This is a genomic window from Winogradskyella sp. (genome assembly GCF_016744625.1).
Classification (GTDB): Bacteria; Bacteroidota; Bacteroidia; order Flavobacteriales; family Flavobacteriaceae; genus Winogradskyella.
The window spans coordinates 18,890-42,046 of the sequence record NZ_JADGDZ010000017.1 but is presented as its reverse complement, the minus strand read 5'-3'; the positions used below and the strand labels follow the sequence as shown (position 1 = coordinate 42,046).

Genomic DNA, 23,157 nt, shown 5'->3' with positions numbered 1-23,157 from the left:
TTGAAGTATGAATGATAAACGATATAAGTGGATTCTATATACAATTGTAGTAGTAATTATTGCCACAATTGCTATTCAGGTCTATTGGAATTATAAAAACTATCAGACCAACAAACAACAACTTATTAATGAAGTACAAATAAGTTTAGATAAAGCTGTAGATGATTATTATACAGATTTAGCTGAACGAACGACTTTAGGAATTTTCTTAGAAGGTGACCAACAAAAAAATGCTTTTGCTGAAGGTAGTGAGTTAGAATTATTTTTAAAAACTATTGATGAATCTGAAAATGACTTTAAGAACCTTGATTCCTTAGACATTAATCACATCGAAGGCATAACTGTTGTTAGAGGATTAATAGCAGACTCTATAGCAAAAAAGCATGAAGAGAAACACAATCGCTTATCTACAAATCAATTTAAACTAAAAACCGATAGTCTTAATAGTGTCAATAGAAACACCAATATTAGAGAATTTGGGATGTTAACCTCTAAGGTTATTATTTCTATTAGCAATGACTCCTTAGATATAAAAGTGATTGATAGTTTAGTGAAAACTGAATTTGAGAGAAAAAGTATAACTGTAAATCATAAAATTTACTATGACGAAGCAGAATCATTTAGAAAATTTCCGTCGGACTTAAGCGTAACATTGAATGATTCTATTCATCCAGCTAATGGCATATTAAGCACAACATCTAAATCTACTTTCTTACCTAAAGGAAGCACACTACAAATCAGTTTCACAAATGAAACGCAAACCATTCTAAAACGTATTTTAGGCGGTATCTTAATCTCTACACTTTTAGTCCTAGCCGTTATTAGCTGTTTATTTTATTTATTAAAAGTCATAAAGCATCAGAAGCAACTTGCTGAAGTTAAAAACGACCTCATCAGTAATATCACTCACGAGTTTAAAACACCTATTGCAACTATTGGAGTCGCACTAGAAAGCATAAATAGCTTCAATGTTATAGAAGACAAAGAAAAAACCAAAAAATATCTCAAAATATCTTCTGAACAACTAGGAAAACTAAATATTATGGTGGAGAAGCTGCTCGAAACCGCAACACTAGATAGTGAGAATATAAAGTTCAACAAAGAATCTGTTGACATTATAGAATTACTTAATACTTTAACCAATCGCTATAGAATTCAATTTCCTGAGAAAGAATTTAACACGAATTTTAAAGTTGAGAGTATATTATCTAAAGTCGATATGTTTCATTTTGAAAATGCTTTAAACAATATCTTAGATAATGCTGTAAAGTATGGTGGCAATATCATTTCAATAGATTTAATTCCGAAAGCAAAAAGCTTTGACATTCTAATTTCAGATAATGGAAACACGTTATCTAAGATTAATAAAGACAAAATATTTGAGAAATTTTATCGCGTACCTAAAGGCAACACTCACGACGTTAAAGGCTTTGGAATTGGATTATATTACACAAAAAGCATCGTAGAAAAACATAAAGGCTCTATTGATTTAGATTTAAATAAAAACTTAACTACGTTTAAAATAACTCTCCCATATGGTTGATAAAATTAAATTATTGTTGGCCGAAGATGAAGCTGCATTAGGTCAAATTATACAAGAAAGTTTAGAGACTAGAGATTTTGAAGTCATCTTATGTGATAATGGAGAAAGAGCTTTTGATAAATATCAATCGGAATCACCAGAGTTATTGGTGCTAGATGTAATGATGCCAAAAAAAGATGGTTTTACATTAGCCAAAGAAATAAGAGCTATTGACGATGCTATTCCGATTATATTCTTAACTGCAAAATCACAAACCGCAGATGTTGTTGAAGGTTTTTCTATTGGAGGAAATGACTATTTAAAGAAGCCTTTTAGTATGGAAGAACTTATTGTTAGAATCCATAATTTATTAAACCGAACACAAGTTCAGAAAACTTCTACAGTTTTAGGTATTGGTGATTATAGTTTCGATTTTCCCAAGCAGCAATTGAAATTTCAAAACGAAGAACCAAATCAATTAACACATAGAGAAGCGCATCTTTTATTTCATCTTATAAAAAATAAAAATCAAGTTTTAGATCGTTCTTTAATACTCAATAAGCTTTGGGGAACAGATGATTTCTTTTCCGCTAGAAGTATGGATGTTTTTATTTCAAAACTCCGTAAGAAGCTTAAAAAAGATGAAAACATTCAGATTATTAATGTTCGTGGGTTTGGGTATAAGTTAACGGTTTAATTAAAACTCAGAAGTAGCATAATTGTCATTCTGAACTTGTTTCAGAATCTAAAACTATATGAGATGCTGAAATAAATTCAGAATGACAAAACAATATTGATTCCATAGCTATTATGGTTCAATTTTTGTAATTTCCTCAAATATTGTCTTAATCCTATGCAAAAGCTATTTTATATAATTTTCCTTTTTGGTTTTACTTGCTTTTCCCAGCAACAAGTAAAAGCTAGCATAAAAGATTCAACCAATTTAAAAGCAAAAAATATCTTTGGTGTTGACACCTTCGGAACTCTTTATTACACGACTGAAGATTATTCTTTCCATAAAAAAACTAAAGACACTACAATTACCTATACGAATTTTCAATTAGGTGAAATTACTTCAGCAAATGCATTTAACTCTTTAAAAATAAATCTATTCTATAAAGATTTTAATACCGCAGTAATACTTGATAATCGCTTAGCAGAAGTTTATAAAATAGACTTCAACACTATTCAACCATATAAAAATGTAAGCTTTATTTCTACTGGTTTTGATAATACGCTTTGGGTTTTTAATCAAGATTTACAGCAGTTAGAATTATATGATTATAAAACCAATAAAGTTAGACTGAAAACCGTACCTGTGCAATCTAATGCTTTAGATCTTAAAAGTGATTATAATAATTGCTATCTACTTACAGAAAACTTTTTATATACCTACAATTATTTTGGAAGTTTAATATCTAAACACCTTAACGATGGTTATGAAAGTCTTGCATTTAGTAAATCGCATTTGATTTTAAAAAAAGGAGACCAACTCCATATATTACAAAAAAACAAGACAGAAATTCAGTCTATTGAACATGCAAATTTGTTAATAAATCAGTTTTTGGTAACCAATGAAACCTTGTATATTTACGACGACGAAACACTACGTCAGTACCAACTAAAAATAGAATAGATTATGCATGTTGCCGTTGCAGGAAATATAGGAGCTGGTAAAACAACGCTCACAAAATTACTCGCTAAACACTACAAGTGGGAAGCACAATTAGAAGACGTTGTTGACAATCCTTATTTAGATGATTTTTACAATCAGATGGAACGTTGGAGTTTTAATTTACAGGTCTATTTCTTAAACAGCAGGTTTCGCCAAGTGAATCAAATTCATGATAGTGGTAAAGACATTATACAAGACAGAACTATCTATGAAGATGCCCATATTTTTGCACCAAACCTTCACGCAATGGGTTTAATGACCAATCGTGATTTTGAAAATTATTCTTCGCTTTTTGAACTTATGGAATCTTTTGTTAAAGGTCCAGATTTATTGATATACTTACGTAGTTCTATTCCTAATTTAGTAGCTCAAATTCATAAACGTGGTCGTGATTATGAGAACACAATAAGTATTGATTATTTAAGTCGATTAAACGAACGTTACGAAGCTTGGATTACTAAATACGATAAAGGCAACTTATTAATTATTGATGTGGATGATTTAGATTTTGTTACCAACCCTGAAGATTTAGGTGGTATTATCAATAAAATTGATGCTCAGATAAATGGTCTGTTTTAGTCTATTTTAATATCCTTACTTAACTCTCTTTTCTTTAATAAACTATAATTTAAATAACTATACATAAACAATACACTTCTGTATTGTTGTAATTTGTGCTATTCTTTCTCGTCCAATGGTTGTAACTTACTGCAACTAAACAACCAAAACATGACGACCAAAAAAATTGAAATTGCCAAGATTTCTACTCTTGAAGAAAACCAACCCATACATGCATTAGTTAAAAACACAGATTTAGTAATCACAAAACATCAAACCGGAATTTCTGTATTATACGGAAGATGTCTTCATCGAGGTGCATTAATGTCTGACGGTTATGTAGATGGTCATAATCTTATTTGTGGAGTTCATGGTTGGGATTATAGAGTTGATACGGGAGTTTCAGAATATAATAACAAAGAAGTTCTTCATAAGTTTCAAGAATATATAGAAGGTGACTCTCTTTTAGTTGATGAAAATGAGATTGTAGCATTTGAAACCAAGCACCCACAACCATTTAATCGCGATCAATATTTAGGTGCTTATGCAGATACTCATCCAGAAGATACAGAACCTTATACAGGCTATATAAAGGAGCTCGCTCAAAATGGCTTAAAGAATATTGGACATCATGGATTTTCAGCATCTATGGGAGTTAATAGAAATACATTACCTAAATGGAATGATATTCAATTCTTACCAGCTCAATTAGCAACCAGACCATTATTAGATCATGAAGATGTAGCCACGAAAGTTGTTATTGGTTCGAATGCTAAAAAACCTTTAGAACTCGATATGCCACTTTTTGTAAGTGACATGAGTTTTGGCGCTTTATCGCGTGAAGCAAAAATTGCATTAAGTAAAGGTGCAGAACTAGCTGGAACAGGAATTTGTTCTGGTGAAGGAGGAATGCTTCCTGAAGAACAAGAGAGCAACTCAAAATATTTTTATGAATTAGCATCTGCACAGTTTGGGTTTTCATGGGACAAATTAGACAACGTACAAGCCTTCCATTTTAAAGGAGGTCAAGGTGCAAAAACAGGAACTGGTGGTCATTTACCTGGAAATAAAGTAAGTGCAGAAATTGCTGAAGTTAGAGGTTTAAAAGAAGGTGAAACGGCTATTTCACCAGCAGCAAATCCAAATTTTCATACAGTTCAAGACTTTATAGATTTTTCAGAAAAAGTAAGAGAACGCACTGGCGGAATTCCAATAGGTTTTAAAATTGCGGCTAGTCACATTGAAGCAGATATTCAATTCGCTTTAGATTGTGGTGTAGATTATATAATTCTCGATGGTCGAGGTGGTGGAACTGGTTCTGCACCAACAATTTTGAGAGATCATATTAATGTACCAACAATTCCTGCTCTTGCAAGAGCGAGAAAATATCTAGATAAAGTAGGATCTAAAGATGTAACCTTAGTTATTACTGGTGGCTTGCGTGTTGCTGAAGATTTTGCAAAAGCAATGATGCTAGGTGCAGATGCTATTGCAGTTTCAAACTCTACTTTACAAGCTATTGGATGTTTAGGGATGCGAGCTTGCGGGTCTAACAACTGTCCTGTTGGAATTGCAACACAAAAAGAATCACTTCGTAGTCGTTTAATTATTGATTCATCTGCAAAACAATTATACAATTATTTTGACGCTACTAATAACCTTATCAGAGTAATCGCAAGATCTTGTGGTTATGATGATATTTCAAAGTTTAATCATAATGATTTATCTACTTTCGATACAGACATGCATAAACTAACAGGAATTAATTACGCTGGTATACTAGAGTGAGTTTAACATGAATTAATCAATTAGATAAATCCTTTATTTTTTGCATGCATTTCTGCATCATGGCTATTTTCGACAATTAGTACAGGAACTTCTTTATAACTTTTGAATAATACTGAAATCCTTTTCATTTTGTTTGAATGATTAACAGATCGAAGATAAATAGCTGAAATGCGATTTGGGAACGCTTTAACTACATCTAAATAAATGTAAGCATCTTTCTCTCCACAATCTCCAATTAGAATAAATTTTAAGTCTGGATATGTATAAAGGATATTATATATTTCATGATACTTATGAGCCAATTCAGTTTTAGGTGTTCGATCAAAAGGTATTCTAAAGTCTCTTAGTAGAATTGGACCTTTTGGAAAATTGTTCATCCTTAAAAAGAACTCCAGATAACGATATAAATTCCAAGGACTATTACTCACATAAAAAATAGGATTGGCATCTTTATTCGATTTTCCACGATGTAATAAATGATAAAACTCAGCAGATCCCTCTAAAGCTTTGCGCTTATGTGGAGTTTTAAATAGTGTATTTACGATAACTCTCCATTTTAATCGCGATGTTACACCAGTATGTAATATCGTGTCATCAATATCACTAATAACTCCAAAACTCGAATCTAATTTAGGCACCAACATTTTGCCGGTAAATTGATTTTCAAGTTGAATTTTTCTCTTATGCTCCGACGCATAAGCCACAACATAATTTAAACAACCATCATCTAATAAAGCATAGATATCATCTGTTGTTTCATCTACTAAAAAATACCCTTCTGCATCAGTAATACAATTAATAATCTTGCCATTTGGTAAAATTATTGACAATGGTGTATTTCTAATTTCGTCAGTTTCGAAGCGCTTCCAAGAATTCACAAAAAGATTGAACCATCCTTTTTTATCTAAATCTATATCCTCATCTTCTAATGCTCTTCCCTTTAGATACAAGTGCGATTTTGTACCATAAGTATAAAAAGGAATGATTTGTAAAGGGTCTTTCTTAAACATTTAGATAAACTACAGGTTATAAAAATAAAAAAAGCCACACGAATTGTGTGGCTTTAAAACGAAATAATAAAATATTATCCTTTCGTTATATCTATTTTCTCTATAACTTTTTCAACTTCACCGGCTTCATTAGTTAATGATGCTTCAAAAGCTTTTAATTTACTTTCTACCTCAGACATAGTACCTTCAAAAACAATAGTTTCAACTACTTTTCCATCTTCTTTCATTACTATATAATCAACAGTCGCCTTAGCTACGTCTTTAGATTCAACAGTCATTTCTATTGAAACATCTTCTTCATTATTAGCCATTGCAGTTTCAGAAGCGTGACCACCTAAGATAGGAGCGATTACTAAACCTATTAAACAAGTTAATTTGATTAAGATATTCATTGATGGTCCAGATGTATCTTTAAAAGGATCTCCAACAGTATCACCAGTTACAGCTGCTTTGTGAGCGTCAGAACCTTTGTATGTCATTTCACCATTAATCTCAACACCAGCTTCAAAAGATTTCTTAGCGTTATCCCAAGCACCTCCAGCATTGTTTTGGAAGATTGCCCATAATACTCCAGAAACTGTTACACCAGCCATATAACCACCTAACATTTCAGCAATAGCTAGATTGTCCATACCGAATAACATTGGTACAAAAGCAATTACTAATGGGAATCCAATAGTTAATAAACCTGGTAACATCATTTCTTTTAAAGACGCTTTAGTAGAAATATCAACACATTTATCATATTCTGGTTTCCCAGTACCTTCCATAATTCCAGGAATGTCTCTAAACTGACGACGTACTTCTTCTACCATTTCCATGGCAGCTTTACCTACAGCATTCATTGCTAAAGCAGAGAATACTACTGGTACCATACCACCAACAAATAACATTGCTAATACTGGTGCTTTAAAGATGTTAATTCCGTCAATTCCAGTAAAGGTTACGTAAGCAGCAAATAATGCTAATGACGTTAATGCTGCAGAAGCAATAGCAAATCCTTTTCCTGTTGCAGCAGTTGTATTACCAACTGAATCTAATATATCTGTACGTTCTCTTACGATAGGTTCTTGTTCACTCATTTCAGCAATACCACCTGCATTATCAGAAATAGGTCCGAAAGCATCAATCGCTAATTGCATAGCTGTAGTTGCCATCATTGCAGAAGCTGCTAAAGCTACACCATAGAATCCTGCAAAAGCATAAGATGCCCAAATTGCTCCAGCAAATAATAATACTGAAGGGAATGTAGAAATCATACCAGTTGCTAAACCAGCAATAATGTTTGTTCCTGCTCCTGTAGATGATTGTTGAACGATTTTCAAGATTGGGCTTTTTCCTAATCCTGTGTAGTATTCGGTAACAGAAGAAATAACTGCTCCAACAACTAAACCAACTAAGGTTGCATAGAATACTCGCATTGAAGAAATTTCTTGTAAACCTTCTCCAAAGAAATTCATTTGCATTGTTTCAGGTAACATCCAAGTTACTAAACCAAAACATGACACAGCTACTAAAACAATAGATGTCCAGTTACCAATATTTAAAGCTCCCATTACTTGAGATTCTTTAGCATCATTACTTTTTATTTTCACCAACATTGTTCCGATGATAGAAATTATTATTCCTACACCAGCAATTGCCATTGGTAATAAGATTGGACCAATACCTCCAAAAGCATCAGCAACAGATCCACCCATATCTTTAATCACATAGTTTCCTAGAACCATAGCAGCTAATACTGTTGCCACATAAGATCCAAATAAATCGGCTCCCATACCTGCAACATCACCTACATTATCACCAACGTTATCTGCAATTGTAGCAGGATTACGAGGATCATCTTCAGGAATACCTGCTTCAACTTTACCTACTAAATCAGCACCAACATCAGCAGCTTTCGTGTAGATTCCACCACCAACTCTTGCAAAAAGAGCAATAGATTCAGCTCCAAGAGAGAAACCAGCAAGTGTTTCCAATACAATAGTCATATCCATTGTGTTAGTCCATTCACCTCCCATAAAGAAGTGAAAGAAAAATATAAAGAACGCTGTTAAACCTAATACAGCTAAGCCTGCAACACCAAGTCCCATTACGGTTCCACCTCCAAAAGAGATTTTAAGTGCATTTGGCAAACTTGTACGAGCAGCTTGAGTTGTTCTAACGTTTGTTTTGGTTGCTATTTTCATTCCTATATTTCCAGCGTAAGCAGAAAATACAGCACCAAAAATAAAAGCGATGACGATTAACCAATGTGTTGTTGGCACTACAAAAGAAACTATAGTTAGTAAAATAGATACGATTACAACAAAAATTGCAAGTAATCTATATTCAGCATTTAAGAACGCTAACGCTCCTTCGTAAATGTGATCCGAAATTTCTTTCATCTTACCATCTCCTGCATCTTGTTTCATAACCCATGATTGTTTTACAACCATGTAAATTAATCCTAAAATTGCCAAAGCTATTGGCATGTAAATCATCATTGACTCCATATTCTAAATTTTAATTTGATTAGTTTTTAGCTGGGCAAAAGTAGTAAAATGAAAGTTAATAGAAAAACCCTTTTACGTTCAATGTAAAAGGGTCTCATATTCTAATTGATTAACCAATATTTAAATAGTGAAAGTGCGCTTCTTTTTATGTTCACTTTCATCGTAGCGCTTAACACATTCGTGGTAAATTTTCACAGCCTCATCTGCATTTCCCCAACCACCTGTATCAACTTTCTTTTTCTCTAAGTCTTTATAAACTTTAAAGAAATGTTCAATTTCTTTTAATCTATGCGGATTTAAATCACTTATATCTTTATTATTACTCCAGATAGGATCGGAAACTGGTACACAAATAATTTTTTCATCTGGTCCTTTTTCATCAGTCATATGAAATACACCAATTGGTCTTACTTCCATAACAACCATTGGATATGTAGGTTCAGCTCCCATTACTAAAACATCTAAAGGATCTTTATCTAAAGCCAAAGTTTCTGGTATAAACCCATAATCACCTGGATACATCATCGATGAGAAAAGCATACGATCAAAACGTATTTTGTTTAATGTGAAATCGTACTCATATTTATTACGACTTCCTTTTGGTATCTCTATTAATACATCGAAGGTTAATTCTTCTTTTTTTGACATCTTAAATTTGTTTTATTATTTCAAAAAAGCATTGTGATATTAATGAAATATTCTACTGCTTTTTCAGGCTACAAATATATGCAAGTGATTAATTTTCACCAACAAAAAACAAAAATCAGTTTTCAAATCCCTAATATCTTTTCACTAAATTACTATCTTGCTCTTCAACTTCATTAATTGATAAAATCATGAATCGTTTATTCACATTTTTACTTTCAATTTTAATTTTCTCATCTTCTTTTGCTCAAGACCAAAATTACCAAGGCAAATTTGAACCAATAGATAATCTAATTCCACAACCTAATGTATATCGTTCTGCAAGTGGTGCACCAGGAAAAGCGTATTGGCAACAACACGCAGATTATAAAATCAAGGCTAAACTCGATGAAAAAAATAATACTATAAGTGGTGATGAAACTATTACTTACTACAATAATTCGCCAGATGACCTATCCTATTTATGGATACAATTAGAGCAAAACGTAAACAAAAAAGAAAATGAGGATTTTGGTTATGCCTTCGGTAATGTGCGTGACTCAATGAATACACGTCATATGCAATTTCTGACTCGTGCTATTGATTTTCCGGCTGGTTATTCTATAAAGTATATTAAAGATAGTAATGGCAATGCAATAAAATCTTTAGTTAACAATACGATGATGAAAGTGCTTCTAAACGAACCTTTAAAATCAGGTGAATCGTTGATTTTTTCTATAGGTTGGTCTTATCACATTACTGATCGAAGCATGTACTTATTGTCTCGAGAAGGTTATGAATACTTCCCAGAAGATAATAATACCGTTTACCTTATTGCACATTGGTTTCCAAGACTAGCTGTTTATAATGATACCGAAGGATGGCAAAATAAACAATTTCAGAAACTAGGTGAATTTGCATTAGAATTTGGTGATTATGATGTTGAAATCACTGTACCAGCAGATCATATAGTTGCCTCAACAGGAGATTTAAAAAATGAAACTGATGTTCTATCTAAGGTACAGCAGCAACGAATAGCAAAAGCCAGAAAATCAATTGATAAACCTTTAATGATTGTAACTCCAGAAGAAGCCAAAGCCAACGAAAAAGAAAAAACAAACAAGACTAAAACCTGGAAGTATAGAGCAGAAAACGTACGTGACTTTGCATTTGCATCGTCGCGTAAATTTATTTGGGATGCACAAGCAGTACCATTAGAAACGCATACAGTAATGGCAATGTCTTTTTATCCTAAAGAAGGGCTACCTGTTTGGAGTGAATCTTCAACACTAGCGGTAAAAAATGCCTTAGAAGTCTTTTCTGAAGCCGTTTTTGAATACCCTTATCCAGTCGCGATTTCAGTAAACACCTCTAATATAGGAATGGAATTCCCTATGATTAGTTTTAATGGAGGACGACCAGTTAACGGAAAAATGAGTGATAATGCTAAAGCAGGAATGATTGGCACGATTGTTCATGAAGTAGGGCACAATTGGTTTCCTATGATTGTAAGCTCAGATGAACGTCAATGGATGTGGATGGACGAAGGTTTAAACACCTTTATTAGTCAACGTACTATGGAAGAACGTTACCCAAATTATCCTCATACTGAATCTAAAAGTATTGTTCCTTTTATGAGTGGTGATAAAAGTATAATGCGTCCAATTATGACAACTTCAGATAATGATTTATTATCTCAGTTTGGTGCTAATTATTATCTAAAACCTACGGTAGGTTTACAAATGTTGCGTAATTCTATTGTAGGTAAAGAATTATTTGATCAAGCTTTTAAAGAATATGCTAATCGCTGGAAATACAAACACCCAAATCCTGCTGATTTATTTAGAACACTAGAAGATGCCACAGCAGTTGATTTAGATTGGTTTTACAGAGGTTGGTTTTTCACCACTGATAATGTAGATATGGAGCTCACTAATGTAAAATGGTTTACCGTTACCAATGAAGAGAATATCGAAAACAAAAACACGATTACAAAAGCAAATATTAAAGCAGAAAACGCAGGTGAAAACACAAAAGATTTTGGTGGTGGTCCAGAAACAATCACAATGACAACTACACCAGACCAAGCTTATGGACAGTTTTTATCAAGAATGAACGAACCAAAAATAAGAAAACAACTCTATGGTAAGAATATTTATGAGATTACTGTTAAAAATATTGGAGGTTTAATTATGCCACTTTCAATTGAATGGCAATACACTGATGGAACTAGTGAAATTGATGTATTACCAGCAGAAATATGGAGATTGAATGAATATGAAATCACAAAAACATTTATAAAAACAAAGCAAGTCGAAAAAGTAGTTTTAGATCCTAATTTTGAATTTGCCGATACGGACACCAAAAACAACAGTTTCCCTAAAGTGGAAGAAGCTTCTGATTTTGATAAATTTAAAAATAAGAGTAAGAATTAAAACCTCTTCTTATCTCGTTATTAAAATGGGATAATAGGCGTATTTGGCAATCTTATACAAACAAAATTCAGAAACTATGAGACATATATTTATCCTAACTATAATACTATTTAGTTCGGTATCATCACCTCTATTTGCCCAAGAGGATAATTTTATAGAAGACTATTTAGAGCGATTAGAAAATTCTCGAAAATATTTAATTACTGTGGCAGAAATGATGCCAGAGGATAAGTACAATTTTAAAGCTACAGAAGAATCTTTGACTTTTGCAGAGAACCTGTTGCATATAGGATATGCGATTGATTGGCATAGTCAGTCATTGTTAGGAGGACGAGAATCTAGAGATTGGAAAACTGATACCATCTTTAAGGTTGCAAACAAATCTAAAGAAGAAATGATTACTCTAATTGACAAAACATTCGATGAAACCATCAACTTAATTAAACAATTCGATATAAATCAATTAAATGATGAGTTAGACTATTTTGGATTGATGAGATCAAAGCGGCAAATTTTTTCATTACTTGCTGACCACATTACGCATCACAGAGGGCAAATGCTTGTTTATTTACGACTAAATGGACTAGTTCCTCCTAGGTATGTTTTATTTCAATAACTCATACGGAATTAAATATTAGAAAACTGAATGAATTGTTTACTTAAGCTTTGTATAATTAATTGCTTAATTCTAGACTACTCACTAAATAAACTCTCTAAAAATAAAACCCAAAGCTTCCTGTAACTCCAAAACGTCTAGCATCAGGATTATCTAAGTAATTACCTCTAAAGTTAAAATCTAGTCGTAATACTTTAAAAATATTGGCGACACCAACACTATACTCATAATACACACGAGAGTTTGGTGCTACAAGCGGAATCTCCATTAGATTCCCAGTTGTACTTAATGCAATATTTTCATCAGATAATTCTCCCCAAACACCTCTTAAACTCAAAATAGCTCTAAGATTGTATTTCTTTAAAAAAGGAATACGAGAAAATAAACGTCCATTAAAATTATGCTCTACATGCATAGATGTATAGGTATCTGTTACAAATTCATAAAAATCCAACTGAGAGAAGGTATTGTATATGGAGAAGTATGTTTGGTTTCCAGGCACAACACTCAATAATGACAATGGTACTTCTCCAAAAGTTTTACCAGCCTCTACTGAAGTTGTTAAACGTCCAAAGCCACCTACTTGCCAAGGCTGTATATATGAAAATTGAACTTTGGTGTAATCAAAATCACTATCAAACCAATTTCTATCACCACGACTCACTTGAGCAAATAACCTCGCAAAATTATCGTTCTTGTTTTTACGTTCTACACCAAAGCCTGTCATTTGACGTTTTGGAAAATAAGACAATGATAAACGGCTTTCAAACTGTTTTACTTCAGAAGAAATACCAGTTGAAGATTTTGGGTCATTATAATCTAAACTAAAAGTAGGAGAAGCAGAACTCAATGTACGGAAACTCCCATCTAAACGAACTTCAAAATTTCTAGCAGGTTCTATAGACATACCTAAATTAGTTAAGCTAATACTAGTTAACTTATCATTAGCACCAGTACCAATAACCGAAGACGATGCTAAACTACGTCCCAAAACATCTGTAGAACTAGTTAAACTAGCACCTATTTGCTCTACATCTCGCCTGTTACCTCCAAAAACTGTTAATCGACTCTTTTTATCTAACAGCCATTTCCCAGAAATACCATACTTAAACTTATCGTCTCTAAATCCGTAAGCCAAAAATCCTTCTAACCTCCATGTATCATTAGGTCCGAAATAGGTTCTTCCTCCTGTACGTAGCCTTAAACCTTCAACTTCATTAAATCCGAAGGTTGAAAAGATTGGTCCATAATCAAAGTTAATACTTGGAAATTCAACATAACCAGATGCCAAAATACTTCCGATGTTATATAGGCGTTTAAATTTCTTTACCGTCTTAAGCGTATCTAACATTTTATAGACACCCTTTTCATCTTTATTTAGAGCTTCTAACCTATTCTTCTCCCAAAAGTCATCTTCTCTATTGTAAACATCTTCCTCATAATTATAAACAACCTTTTCGTAATATTCTTTATCCTTTGGTTGATTGAATTTATAATTATCATAGAGTGTGGTTCGTTTTCCGTAAACACCTCTTGATTTTTCTTTTTTATTGAACGCGAAATCTGAAAGAAAATAGTCTCGCTTTATAAGGAATAAAGAATCGTTTAAAACTTCGAACTCTTGTTCTATGTAGATTTCTTTTACCCAATTAATATTCGCGCTTTTTGATGCTTGAAGATTAATCTCTTTAATAGCGTAAGTAGAATCATTGACCCAAAAATCACCTTTAAAAGTCAACTCGTTTTTACGTCTTGGATAATAGATAATGTTATAGCACCATTTATTGTCTATAAAAGCACTATCAGACAACACATAATTATAAGTCTGAACTCCTGTACGACTCAATGGACTCACAAAGCTTTTATCGAAAAACTTTAGATAATTATCATAGACATTATATTCTGAATACAAATCGTCTATAAAATCTATAATCACTTGATTATTGCTAAAACCAGAATTTTTATTTCCTAATAAATCTTCTCGCTCTTTATTAATGACATTATCACCAGATATCTTTTTTACTGATTCATTTAAGAAAATAGGCAAATAGGTTTTCCCAGTAACACTAGATGTATCTACTTCTTCAAAAACAAACTCCATTCCTCTAAAGAGTTTACTTTTTATTAACGTACTATCTATTGTATTTATATCGAATTCAACTTTTTCGTATTGGTCATATTCATATTGATCAAACTGACTCAATCCGTTAAGACGTTTACGTTCCCATATTTTTTTTAAAATTCGTATAGCTGGGTTTTCTGATGCTTTTTTAGATTGTTTTCCTGTTATAATAACCACTTCGTTGAGCGAAGCTGCTTCTTCTTTTAGTATAAACTTTAGATCGTAAGTCACACGCTTAGTAAGCGGAATCTCTAAAACCTTAAAACCAATAAAAGAAACTATTAAGGTATCCCAATTCTCATCGGACTCTAAATAGAATTTTCCATCTTCATTAGTAATTGTACCTTCTGTTGAACCTTTGAATAAGACATTGGCGAAAGAAATAGGTTCGTTGTTTTCATCAAACACATGGCCACTAACTTTTGTCTGCGCTAATGCTGACAAAAAACCGAGGCATAAAAAAGCTATAAGTAGTCTTATCTTCATATTTAAAAAATAAACTTCATCAACAACCATGCTAAACTATAGTTTAAAAGTTGTCGATGAAGTTTAAAAACGCAGAAAACTGCAATTTATTTATTTGTACATTACTTTTTTTACTGCTTTAACAACTGAATCGCTATTTGGCAACCATTCTGCTAATAAAACAGGTGAATAAGGTGCTGGTGTATCAGCTGTATTAATTTTTACTACTGGAGCATCTAAATAATCAAAGGCTTCAGATTGCACTAAATATGTAATATCGGTTGCTACATTACCAAATGGCCAAGCTTCTTCTAAAATTACTAATCGGTTTGTTTTCTTAACTGAAGTTAAAATTGCATTTCTATCCATTGGACGTACTGTTCGTAAATCTATAATTTCACAAGAAATACCTTCTTTAGCTAATTCGTCTGCAGCCTTATACGCTTCTTTTATAATCTTACCGAATGAAACGATAGTAACATCAGTTCCTTCTCGCTTAATTTCTGCAACACCAATCGGAATTGTATATTCTCCTTCTGGCACTTCTCCTTTATCTCCATACATCTGTTCACTCTCCATAAAAATAACTGGATCATCATCTCTAATTGCAGATTTCAATAATCCTTTTGCATCATAAGGATTAGAAGGCACAATAACTTTTAAACCTGGAGTATTAGCAAACCAGCTTTCAAAAGCTTGTGAGTGTGTTGCTGCCAACTGACCTGCAGAACCTGTTGGACCTCTAAATACAATTGGGCATTTAAATTGTCCTCCAGACATTTGTCTAATCTTAGCCGCATTATTTATAATTTGATCAATACCTACCAAAGAGAAGTTAAATGTCATATACTCAACAATAGGTCTATTACCTGTCATTGTAGAACCAATAGCAATACCTGCAAAACCAAGCTCAGCAATCGGTGTATCAATAACACGCTTTTCACCAAACTCATCTAGCATGCCTTTTGATGCTTTATATGCTCCATTATATTCTGCTACTTCTTCACCCATAAGATAAATACTTTCATCTCTGCGCATTTCTTCGCTCATGGCTTCGCAAATAGCTTCTCTAAATTGAATTGTCTTCATTATCTTGTTTTTAATCGAGTAGCAAAAATAGTAATAATTCGGTTTAATTTTAAAATAATAAAGCGGATAAAATTGAAGCTTAAAAAGAAACAGATTTTTACGGATTTCTATACTAGATTTAATAATCGAATTCTTAAAATAAGAAGTTTTGACTACTAATTTGATATTGAATTATTATTATTTTTAAAATAACAATAATTTTACTATGCATGCATAGTAAAATTTCAATTATTATATTTACCTTCGTCGTCTAGAAAAAAAGACGTTTAAATAAATAATTTTTTATGAAGATATTAGTATGTATTAGTCATGTTCCTGATACAACATCGAAGATTAATTTCACGGATGGTGACACCAAGTTTGATACTAATGGTGTTCAATTTGTTATCAATCCTAATGACGAATTTGGTTTAACACGTGCCATGTGGTTTAAAGAAAAACAAGGTGCTAGTGTCACTGTAGTTAATGTTGGTGGTGCAGAAACTGAGCCAACTCTAAGAAAAGCATTAGCAATTGGTGCAGATGCTGCAATTAGAGTAAATACTGAAGCTGCAGATGGTTTTTTCGTTGCTAAACAATTAGCAAAAGTGGTTAATGATGGTAGCTATGATTTAGTAATTGCAGGTAGAGAATCGATTGATTATAATGGAGGAATGGTACCAGGTATGTTAGCCGGTTTAACCAATGCCAATTTTGTTGCCAATTGTATTGGTCTTGAAGTCGATGGAACCAACGCAAAAGCAGTTAGAGAAATTGATGGTGGAAAAGAAACTGTAAGTACTGCTTTACCTTTAGTGATTGGTGGGCAAAAAGGATTAGTAGAAGAAAGTGATTTACGTATTCCTAACATGAGAGGTATTATGATGGCTCGTAAAAAACCATTAACTGTTCTCGAACCAGCAGATGCTAGTGCAGAAACAAAAGTAACTAGCTATGAGAAGCCAGCTCCAAAAGGTGCTGTAAAGTTAGTTAATGCAGATAATATTGATGAATTAGTAAGCTTACTTCATAACGAAGCTAAGGTGATTTAAAAAAAGAATTATGTCTATTATAGTATATACAGAATCCGAAAACGGAAAATTTAAGAAAGCTGCATTAGAAGTTGTGTCTTACGCAAAAGCAATTGCAGATCAAATGGAAACATCAGTTACTGCTGTTACTGTTAATGCAGAAAATGCTGAAAGCTTAGGAAACTACGGAGCCTCGAAAGTGCTTTCTATTAAGGATGACACTTTAAACACATTTAATGCAAAAAAATACGCTGCCGTAATTGAAAGTGCTGCTAAGCAAGAAGATACAAAAGTAGTTGTAGTTAGCGCTAGTGCTGACAGTAAATATTTAGCTCCATTGTTAGCTGTAGGATTAGAAGCAGGTTATGTTTCTAATGTGGTAGAAACACCATCTAGTGTATCCCCATTTATAGTAAAACGTTCTACATTTACAAATAAAGCATTCGCAAATACAGAAATTACAACAGATGTAAAAATTGTTGGTTTATCTAACAATTCTTTCGGTTTGGTTGAATCTGGCGGAAGTGCTTCAGTTGAAGATTTCTCTCCATCATTACCAGAATCTGGAGTTAGTGTAGAGTCTGTAGACAGAGCTACTGATAAGGTCAGTATTGCAGATGCCGAAGTTGTTGTTTCAGGTGGACGTGGTTTAAAAGGTCCTGAAAACTGGGGAATGATTGAAGAGTTAGCAGAAGTTCTAGGAGCAGCAACAGCTTGCTCTAAACCAGTATCTGATTTAGGTTGGAGACCACATAGCGAACATGTTGGGCAAACAGGAAAACCTGTAGCATCTAACTTATACATTGCAATAGGAATTTCTGGAGCAATTCAGCATTTAGCAGGTATTAACTCTTCTAAAGTAAAAGTAGTTATCAATACAGACCCAGAAGCTCCTTTCTTTAAGGCGGCTGATTATGGAGTTGTTGGTGATGCTTTTGAAGTGGTACCAAAACTTATTGAAAAATTAAAAGCTTTTAAAGCTCAAAACGCATAATTTTATTACCTTGTATTCACAAAAGGGCTGTTTAAATTAAGAAAAACTCTAAGCAACTTACGTTTCATCGAAAGTATAGAGAATAATAACCAAATCTGCCTTAGGCAGTTGGTAAAGTCGTAATTTAAACAGTTCTTTGTGTTTTAATAATTTATGAGTTTAGTTCGTTTAAATATAAAAGGCATTTCTTACAGCCAAACGCAGAATGGTGCCTACGCATTAATTCTAAATGAAGTCGATGGTGACAGAAAATTACCTATCGTCATAGGAGCTTTCGAAGCACAGTCTATTGCTATTGCTTTAGAAAAAGAAATTCGTCCTCCACGCCCTTTAACTCACGACTTATTTAAAAACTTCGCAGACCGATTTGATATTGTTGTAAAACAAGTGATTATTCACAAATTGGTAGATGGTGTATTTTACTCAAGTTTAATATGCGAGCGCGATAAGATTGAAGAAATTATTGATGCTAGAACTAGCGATGCTATTGCATTGGCTTTACGTTTTCAAGCACCAATTTTCACCTACAAAAATATTTTAGATAAAGCCGGAATCTATCTTAAGGTCAACCCAAAAAAGGATGATGAAGAACAAGATAGTATCCTTGTTGATGATATTGTTGCAGAAGAAATTGAAGCTGCAACGTTTGAACAAGAAGGCTATAAAGATAAATCTATAGAAGAACTTCACAACCTTTTAGATGAAGCCGTAACTAATGAAGATTATGAAATGGCTGCAAAAATAAGAGACGAAATTTCTAAACGTTAACTAAACACACACTTTCATGAATCAGTTTTTCAAGGCGTTTCTTGCTATTTTTATTGGACTTTCATCAATAACAGCACAAGAGCTAGAGAAAACATGGCAGTTTGCAGCTATTGAAAGTTCTTCAGGTAATTCACTTTTCAATATTACTGAAAACGATAATATCAATTTTAATAAAGGAGAGTTCAATTATACGCTAGAAGCTAAAAATAATTTAAAAGCTTCGGGAGATTATATGCTTCAGAATAATCTTTTAGTGTTTTACTATAGTCAGCCAAATGATACTATTAGACGCTACAAAATTCAAAGCCTCACAGATTCTACATTAGTCTTTTCTGAAAAAAGCATTATTTATAAATTCAAATCATCAAAAAAGCTTGACGCAGAAGTTTTACCAGTTGTAGCAAATACATCTGATACTATTATTCCTAATCAAGGATTTTCCATAAACAGTTTATGGCGCGGAATTTTAGGGATGATCACCTTAATTTTTATTGCCTTTTTATTTAGTAGTAATCGTAAAGCTATTAATTGGAAAACAGTTGGAATTGGTTTAACTTTTCAACTTATAATTGCTATTGGTGTTTTAAAAGTTGATTTTGTAAAATCTATTTTTGAATATGTTGGACAAGGATTTATTGCTATTTTAGGTTTTACTCAGGCTGGTAGTGAATTCTTATTTGGAGGAATGCTAGATGTAACCTCTTTCGGTTTTATTTTTGCTTTTCAAGTATTACCTACTATTATTTTCTTTTCTGCTTTAACCTCAGTCTTATTCTATTTAGGAATTATTCAAAAAGTAGTTAAAGGCATGGGATGGCTACTCACTAAAATTCTAGGAATTTCTGGAGCAGAAAGTTTAAGTGTTGCTGGTAATATTTTCTTAGGGCAAACAGAAGCACCATTATTAATTAAGGCTTATTTAGAAAAAATGAATAAGTCCGAAATACTACTGGTAATGATTGGTGGTATGGCAACTGTAGCTGGAGCTGTTTTAGCTGCGTACATTGGCTTTTTAGGAGGAGAAGACACAGAACTACAATTGTTTTATGCTAAGCATTTATTAGCAGCATCTGTTATGGCAGCACCTGGAGCTATTGTAGTTTCAAAAATATTGTTCCCACAAACCGAAAAAGTAAATACTGATGTGGCTGTCGCTCAAGATAAAATAGGTTCTAATATTTTAGAAGCTATTGCCAACGGAACAACTGAAGGTTTAAAATTAGCAGTAAATGTTGGAGCAATGCTATTAGTTTTTGTCGCATTTATCGCAATGATTAATGGTATTTTAGGAGGCGTTGCAGGTTTTAATGGATTCACTATTGATGCATTAAATATAGATTGGCATTTTACTTCATTAAACGAAGTAATTGCTAATAATACAGCTTACGATAGTCTTTCACTAGAGTTTATTCTAGGATACATTTTTGCACCTCTAATGTGGTTAATCGGTGTAGCTGGAGAAGACATGGCATTAATGGGGCAATTATTAGGAATTAAACTAGCAGCAAGTGAATTTATTGGCTATATCCAATTAGCTGATTTAAAAAATGTAGCCAATGCTACGCATCTTACTTACGAAAAGTCAATAATCATGGCAACATACATGCTATGTGGTTTTGCTAATTTTGCTTCTATTGGAATTCAGATTGGTGGTATTGGATCTTTGGCACCAGGACAACGTAAACAATTGTCTAAGTTTGGTATGAAAGCTTTAATTGGTGGTACTATTGCATCATTGATTTCTGCAACTATCGCAGGTATGATAATTGGGTAATCCAATTCCTGAGAAACTAAGAATCTTATAATTTATAGTTAATAACTTCTTATATATAGTGAAGCATCAAATATTAAATTTTGATGCTTTTTTTTTATTTTCGCCTGAAGTCATGCTGAACGTGTTTTTAGCATTTCATTCCAAGAAACTTAAGTTTAATTTAAAAAGATTTCTGCTTTTTGCAGGAAGTTAGTATGAAACAATATCACGACTTAGTAAAGCACGTTTTAGCAGAAGGAAACGAAAAGGGAGACAGAACAGGAACAGGAACAAAAAGTGTTTTTGGTCATCAAATGCGTTTTGATTTAAGTGAAGGTTTTCCGATGGTAACAACAAAAAAACTACATCTTAAGTCTATTATTTATGAATTGCTTTGGTTCTTAAAAGGCGATACAAACACAAAATATTTAACAGAAAACGGAGTACGTATTTGGAATGATTGGGCAGATGAAAACGGAGACTTAGGACCAGTTTATGGTCATCAATGGAGAAATTGGGCAAGTGAGGATATTGATCAGATTAAGGAAGTTATAGCAACTTTAAAGAATAATCCGAACAGTCGTAGAATGATGGTTTCCGCTTGGAACCCTTCAGTATTGCCAGATACTTCAAAATCATTCTCAGAAAACGTAGCTAACGGGAAAGCTGCTTTACCACCATGCCATGCTTTCTTTCAATTCTATGTTGCTGATGGAAAATTATCATGTCAATTGTACCAACGTAGTGCAGATATATTTTTAGGCGTACCTTTTAATATTGCTTCTTATGCGCTATTTACAATGATGATGGCTCAAGTTTGCGGATTTGAAGCTGGTGAATTCATACATACTTTTGGAGATGCACATATCTACAGCAATCATTTAGAACAGTTAGAATTACAATTATCTAGAAACCTAAGACCATTACCAAAAATGATTCTTAATCCAGAAGTTAAAGACATTTTCTCTTTTAAATTTGAAGACTTTACTTTAGTAGATTACAATCCACATCCACATATCAAAGGTGTTGTTGCTGTCTAAATTCACTTTATGAAAATTTTCACTTTCACCCTTGTTTTTCTTTGTTGCTTTTGTTTAAGTGCTCAAGAAAAGACATTTACGTTTTCTGAATTGGATTCTTTAACAGCTTCAAAAGAAATTAAAAGAGATAGTACTTTTAATGATGTTCCTGTATATAAGGGTTGTGAAAAATGGATGACTTATACTGGAAAAAAGGAATGTGTAAATAAAAAAAATGCTGATTTTTTTAAAGAAAATTATAATACAACACTACTAGAAAATTCTAAAGTCTCACCAGGAAAGGTTAGAATATTTGTCACCTTTAGTGTAGACGAACAAGGAAATATTGTTGATAGAACAGCTGAAGGACCAAATGAACATTTAGAAAATTAAGCATTGCGTGTTTTAAAATTATTGCCAAAGTTTTCATCTCCAGCTTATATTAAAGGAAAACCAGTTAAATTTCCTTATTCCATACCTATAGTAGCAATTGTAAGCCATAAAAACAACAAAATAGTTAATGCTACTTATCCTGTTTATAGAGGTTGTGAGAAGAATTTAAGTTTCGAGGAAACCAAAAAATGTACCACCGAAAAAATCATAGATTATATTACGGTTAGTTTTAACTATGAATTAGCTCATAGAGTTTTTCCTATAGATTTAACTACAAAATTCTATGTAGAATTCACCATTAATAAAAAAGGAAGAGCAGAACAAATTAATGTTAAAGCCAACCATAAAGCTATTGCTATTGATGTTATACAGCTTATAAAACGAATGCCAAAATTCAAAGTGCCAGGAACGAAGAATGGAAAACCTATTCCCACATCATTCAGTGCTTTAATGACGGTTCGCTTGTTAGGCTAAAACACAAAAAGCGCCTCTAAAAATCGAAACGCTTTAATAAAATGTTGTTCTAAGGAATTCCTTATAAACTTAATACACCATTCTCTGCTGCTGCAAAGTCGTTCCAAGCATAAGAATCTGCTTGCTCGTCGTTTTGGTAAGTCTTACCATCAACTAGGTATCTAAATTCATAAGAATTTTCGCTTGCTAAATCAACAGTCCCTTTGAAAGTACCATTCTTTAATTTTTTCAATTTAGTAGCTTTTTTTGTGTTCCACTCGTTAAAGCTTCCTACAACTGCTACACTTTTTGCCTCTTCTGCAGGTACAGAAAATGTTACCTTACAAACTGGCTTACTTTTTAAATAC

At 32.8% G+C, this 23,157-nt stretch carries 20 protein-coding genes; 14 read left to right on the top strand and 6 right to left on the bottom strand.

Annotated elements, in window-relative coordinates; translation table 11 throughout:
- Positions 1 to 7 precede the first annotated feature (7 nt).
- The 5 genes from QZZ53_RS05960 to QZZ53_RS05940 all read left to right on the top strand — a co-directional run bounded on the left by QZZ53_RS05960 (position 8) and on the right by QZZ53_RS05940 (position 5,543).
- A complete protein-coding gene (locus QZZ53_RS05960; protein ID WP_296382533.1) occupies positions 8 to 1,543 on the top strand; it encodes an ATP-binding protein in 1,536 nt (511 codons plus the stop codon).
- Positions 1,536 to 2,219, top strand: coding sequence for a response regulator transcription factor (locus QZZ53_RS05955; RefSeq protein ID WP_296382531.1), 684 nt, complete (start codon positions 1,536 to 1,538; stop codon positions 2,217 to 2,219). Before QZZ53_RS05960 ends, QZZ53_RS05955 begins: the two co-directional genes overlap by 8 nt.
- A 156-nt stretch (positions 2,220 to 2,375) precedes the next feature.
- On the top strand, positions 2,376 to 3,158 hold the full coding sequence (locus tag QZZ53_RS05950) for a hypothetical protein (RefSeq protein WP_296382529.1): 783 nt from the start codon (positions 2,376 to 2,378) through the stop codon (positions 3,156 to 3,158).
- 3 nt (positions 3,159 to 3,161) lie between these two features.
- Positions 3,162 to 3,776 carry a deoxynucleoside kinase gene (locus QZZ53_RS05945; RefSeq protein ID WP_296382527.1) on the top strand — a complete coding sequence of 205 codons (615 nt, stop codon included), beginning with the start codon at positions 3,162 to 3,164 and terminating at the stop codon, positions 3,774 to 3,776.
- A gap of 150 nt (positions 3,777 to 3,926) precedes the next feature.
- The gene (locus QZZ53_RS05940; protein WP_296382525.1) at positions 3,927 to 5,543 is read left to right on the top strand and encodes a glutamate synthase-related protein; all 1,617 of its coding nucleotides are present in this window, start codon (positions 3,927 to 3,929) and stop codon (positions 5,541 to 5,543) included.
- 20 nt (positions 5,544 to 5,563) lie between these two features.
- On the opposite strand, the gene QZZ53_RS05935 is transcribed toward QZZ53_RS05940, so the two are convergent.
- From QZZ53_RS05935 to QZZ53_RS05925, 3 genes are all read right to left on the bottom strand, one after another.
- Positions 5,564 to 6,553, bottom strand: coding sequence for a phosphatase domain-containing protein (locus tag QZZ53_RS05935; protein WP_296382524.1), 990 nt, complete (start codon positions 6,551 to 6,553; stop codon positions 5,564 to 5,566).
- Positions 6,554 to 6,627: 74 nt separating this feature from the next.
- On the bottom strand, positions 6,628 to 9,048 hold the full coding sequence (locus QZZ53_RS05930) for a sodium-translocating pyrophosphatase (RefSeq protein ID WP_296382523.1): 2,421 nt from the start codon (positions 9,046 to 9,048) through the stop codon (positions 6,628 to 6,630).
- 120 nt (positions 9,049 to 9,168) lie between these two features.
- Positions 9,169 to 9,696, bottom strand: a complete 528-nt coding sequence (locus QZZ53_RS05925) for an inorganic diphosphatase (RefSeq protein WP_296382521.1) — start codon at positions 9,694 to 9,696, stop codon at positions 9,169 to 9,171.
- 188 nt (positions 9,697 to 9,884) lie between these two features.
- Here QZZ53_RS05925 and QZZ53_RS05920 point away from each other — a divergent pair, with 188 nt between their 5' ends.
- Both QZZ53_RS05920 and QZZ53_RS05915 read left to right on the top strand, forming a co-directional pair.
- Positions 9,885 to 12,107 (top strand): M1 family metallopeptidase, encoded by a 2,223-nt coding sequence (locus QZZ53_RS05920; RefSeq protein ID WP_296382520.1) that lies wholly within the window; start codon positions 9,885 to 9,887, stop codon positions 12,105 to 12,107.
- 76 nt (positions 12,108 to 12,183) lie between these two features.
- Positions 12,184 to 12,723 (top strand): DinB family protein, encoded by a 540-nt coding sequence (locus QZZ53_RS05915; RefSeq protein WP_296382518.1) that lies wholly within the window; start codon positions 12,184 to 12,186, stop codon positions 12,721 to 12,723.
- Between the two features lie 97 nt (positions 12,724 to 12,820).
- On the opposite strand, the gene QZZ53_RS05910 is transcribed toward QZZ53_RS05915, so the two are convergent.
- Both QZZ53_RS05910 and QZZ53_RS05905 read right to left on the bottom strand, forming a co-directional pair.
- On the bottom strand, positions 12,821 to 15,331 hold the full coding sequence (locus QZZ53_RS05910) for a DUF5686 and carboxypeptidase-like regulatory domain-containing protein (protein ID WP_296382514.1): 2,511 nt from the start codon (positions 15,329 to 15,331) through the stop codon (positions 12,821 to 12,823).
- A 90-nt stretch (positions 15,332 to 15,421) separates the two neighbouring features.
- Positions 15,422 to 16,399 carry a pyruvate dehydrogenase complex E1 component subunit beta gene (locus QZZ53_RS05905; protein WP_296382513.1) on the bottom strand — a complete coding sequence of 326 codons (978 nt, stop codon included), beginning with the start codon at positions 16,397 to 16,399 and terminating at the stop codon, positions 15,422 to 15,424.
- Between the two features lie 284 nt (positions 16,400 to 16,683).
- Between QZZ53_RS05905 and QZZ53_RS05900 the strand changes: the two genes are divergently transcribed.
- From QZZ53_RS05900 to QZZ53_RS05870, 7 genes are all read left to right on the top strand, one after another.
- Complete coding sequence (locus QZZ53_RS05900; RefSeq protein WP_296382511.1) at positions 16,684 to 17,430, top strand: electron transfer flavoprotein subunit beta/FixA family protein; 747 nt, start codon at positions 16,684 to 16,686, stop codon at positions 17,428 to 17,430.
- A gap of 10 nt (positions 17,431 to 17,440) precedes the next feature.
- Complete coding sequence (locus QZZ53_RS05895) at positions 17,441 to 18,403, top strand: electron transfer flavoprotein subunit alpha/FixB family protein (RefSeq protein WP_296382509.1); 963 nt, start codon at positions 17,441 to 17,443, stop codon at positions 18,401 to 18,403.
- Positions 18,404 to 18,556: 153 nt separating this feature from the next.
- Complete coding sequence (locus QZZ53_RS05890) at positions 18,557 to 19,171, top strand: bifunctional nuclease family protein (RefSeq protein ID WP_296382506.1); 615 nt, start codon at positions 18,557 to 18,559, stop codon at positions 19,169 to 19,171.
- A gap of 16 nt (positions 19,172 to 19,187) precedes the next feature.
- Entirely contained in the window at positions 19,188 to 20,945 is a 1,758-nt protein-coding gene (locus tag QZZ53_RS05885; RefSeq protein ID WP_296382504.1) for a nucleoside transporter C-terminal domain-containing protein, read from the top strand.
- Between the two features lie 194 nt (positions 20,946 to 21,139).
- Positions 21,140 to 21,964, top strand: coding sequence for a thymidylate synthase (locus QZZ53_RS05880; protein ID WP_296382502.1), 825 nt, complete (start codon positions 21,140 to 21,142; stop codon positions 21,962 to 21,964).
- Between the two features lie 9 nt (positions 21,965 to 21,973).
- Positions 21,974 to 22,336 carry a hypothetical protein gene (locus QZZ53_RS05875; protein ID WP_296382499.1) on the top strand — a complete coding sequence of 121 codons (363 nt, stop codon included), beginning with the start codon at positions 21,974 to 21,976 and terminating at the stop codon, positions 22,334 to 22,336.
- Positions 22,337 to 22,339: 3 nt separating this feature from the next.
- Complete coding sequence (locus QZZ53_RS05870; RefSeq protein ID WP_296382497.1) at positions 22,340 to 22,810, top strand: hypothetical protein; 471 nt, start codon at positions 22,340 to 22,342, stop codon at positions 22,808 to 22,810.
- Between the two features lie 61 nt (positions 22,811 to 22,871).
- Here QZZ53_RS05870 and QZZ53_RS05865 read toward each other — a convergent pair.
- Positions 22,872 to 23,157, bottom strand: a 286-nt coding sequence (locus QZZ53_RS05865) for an isoamylase early set domain-containing protein (RefSeq protein WP_296382495.1), incomplete at its 5' end; no start/stop codon positions are given.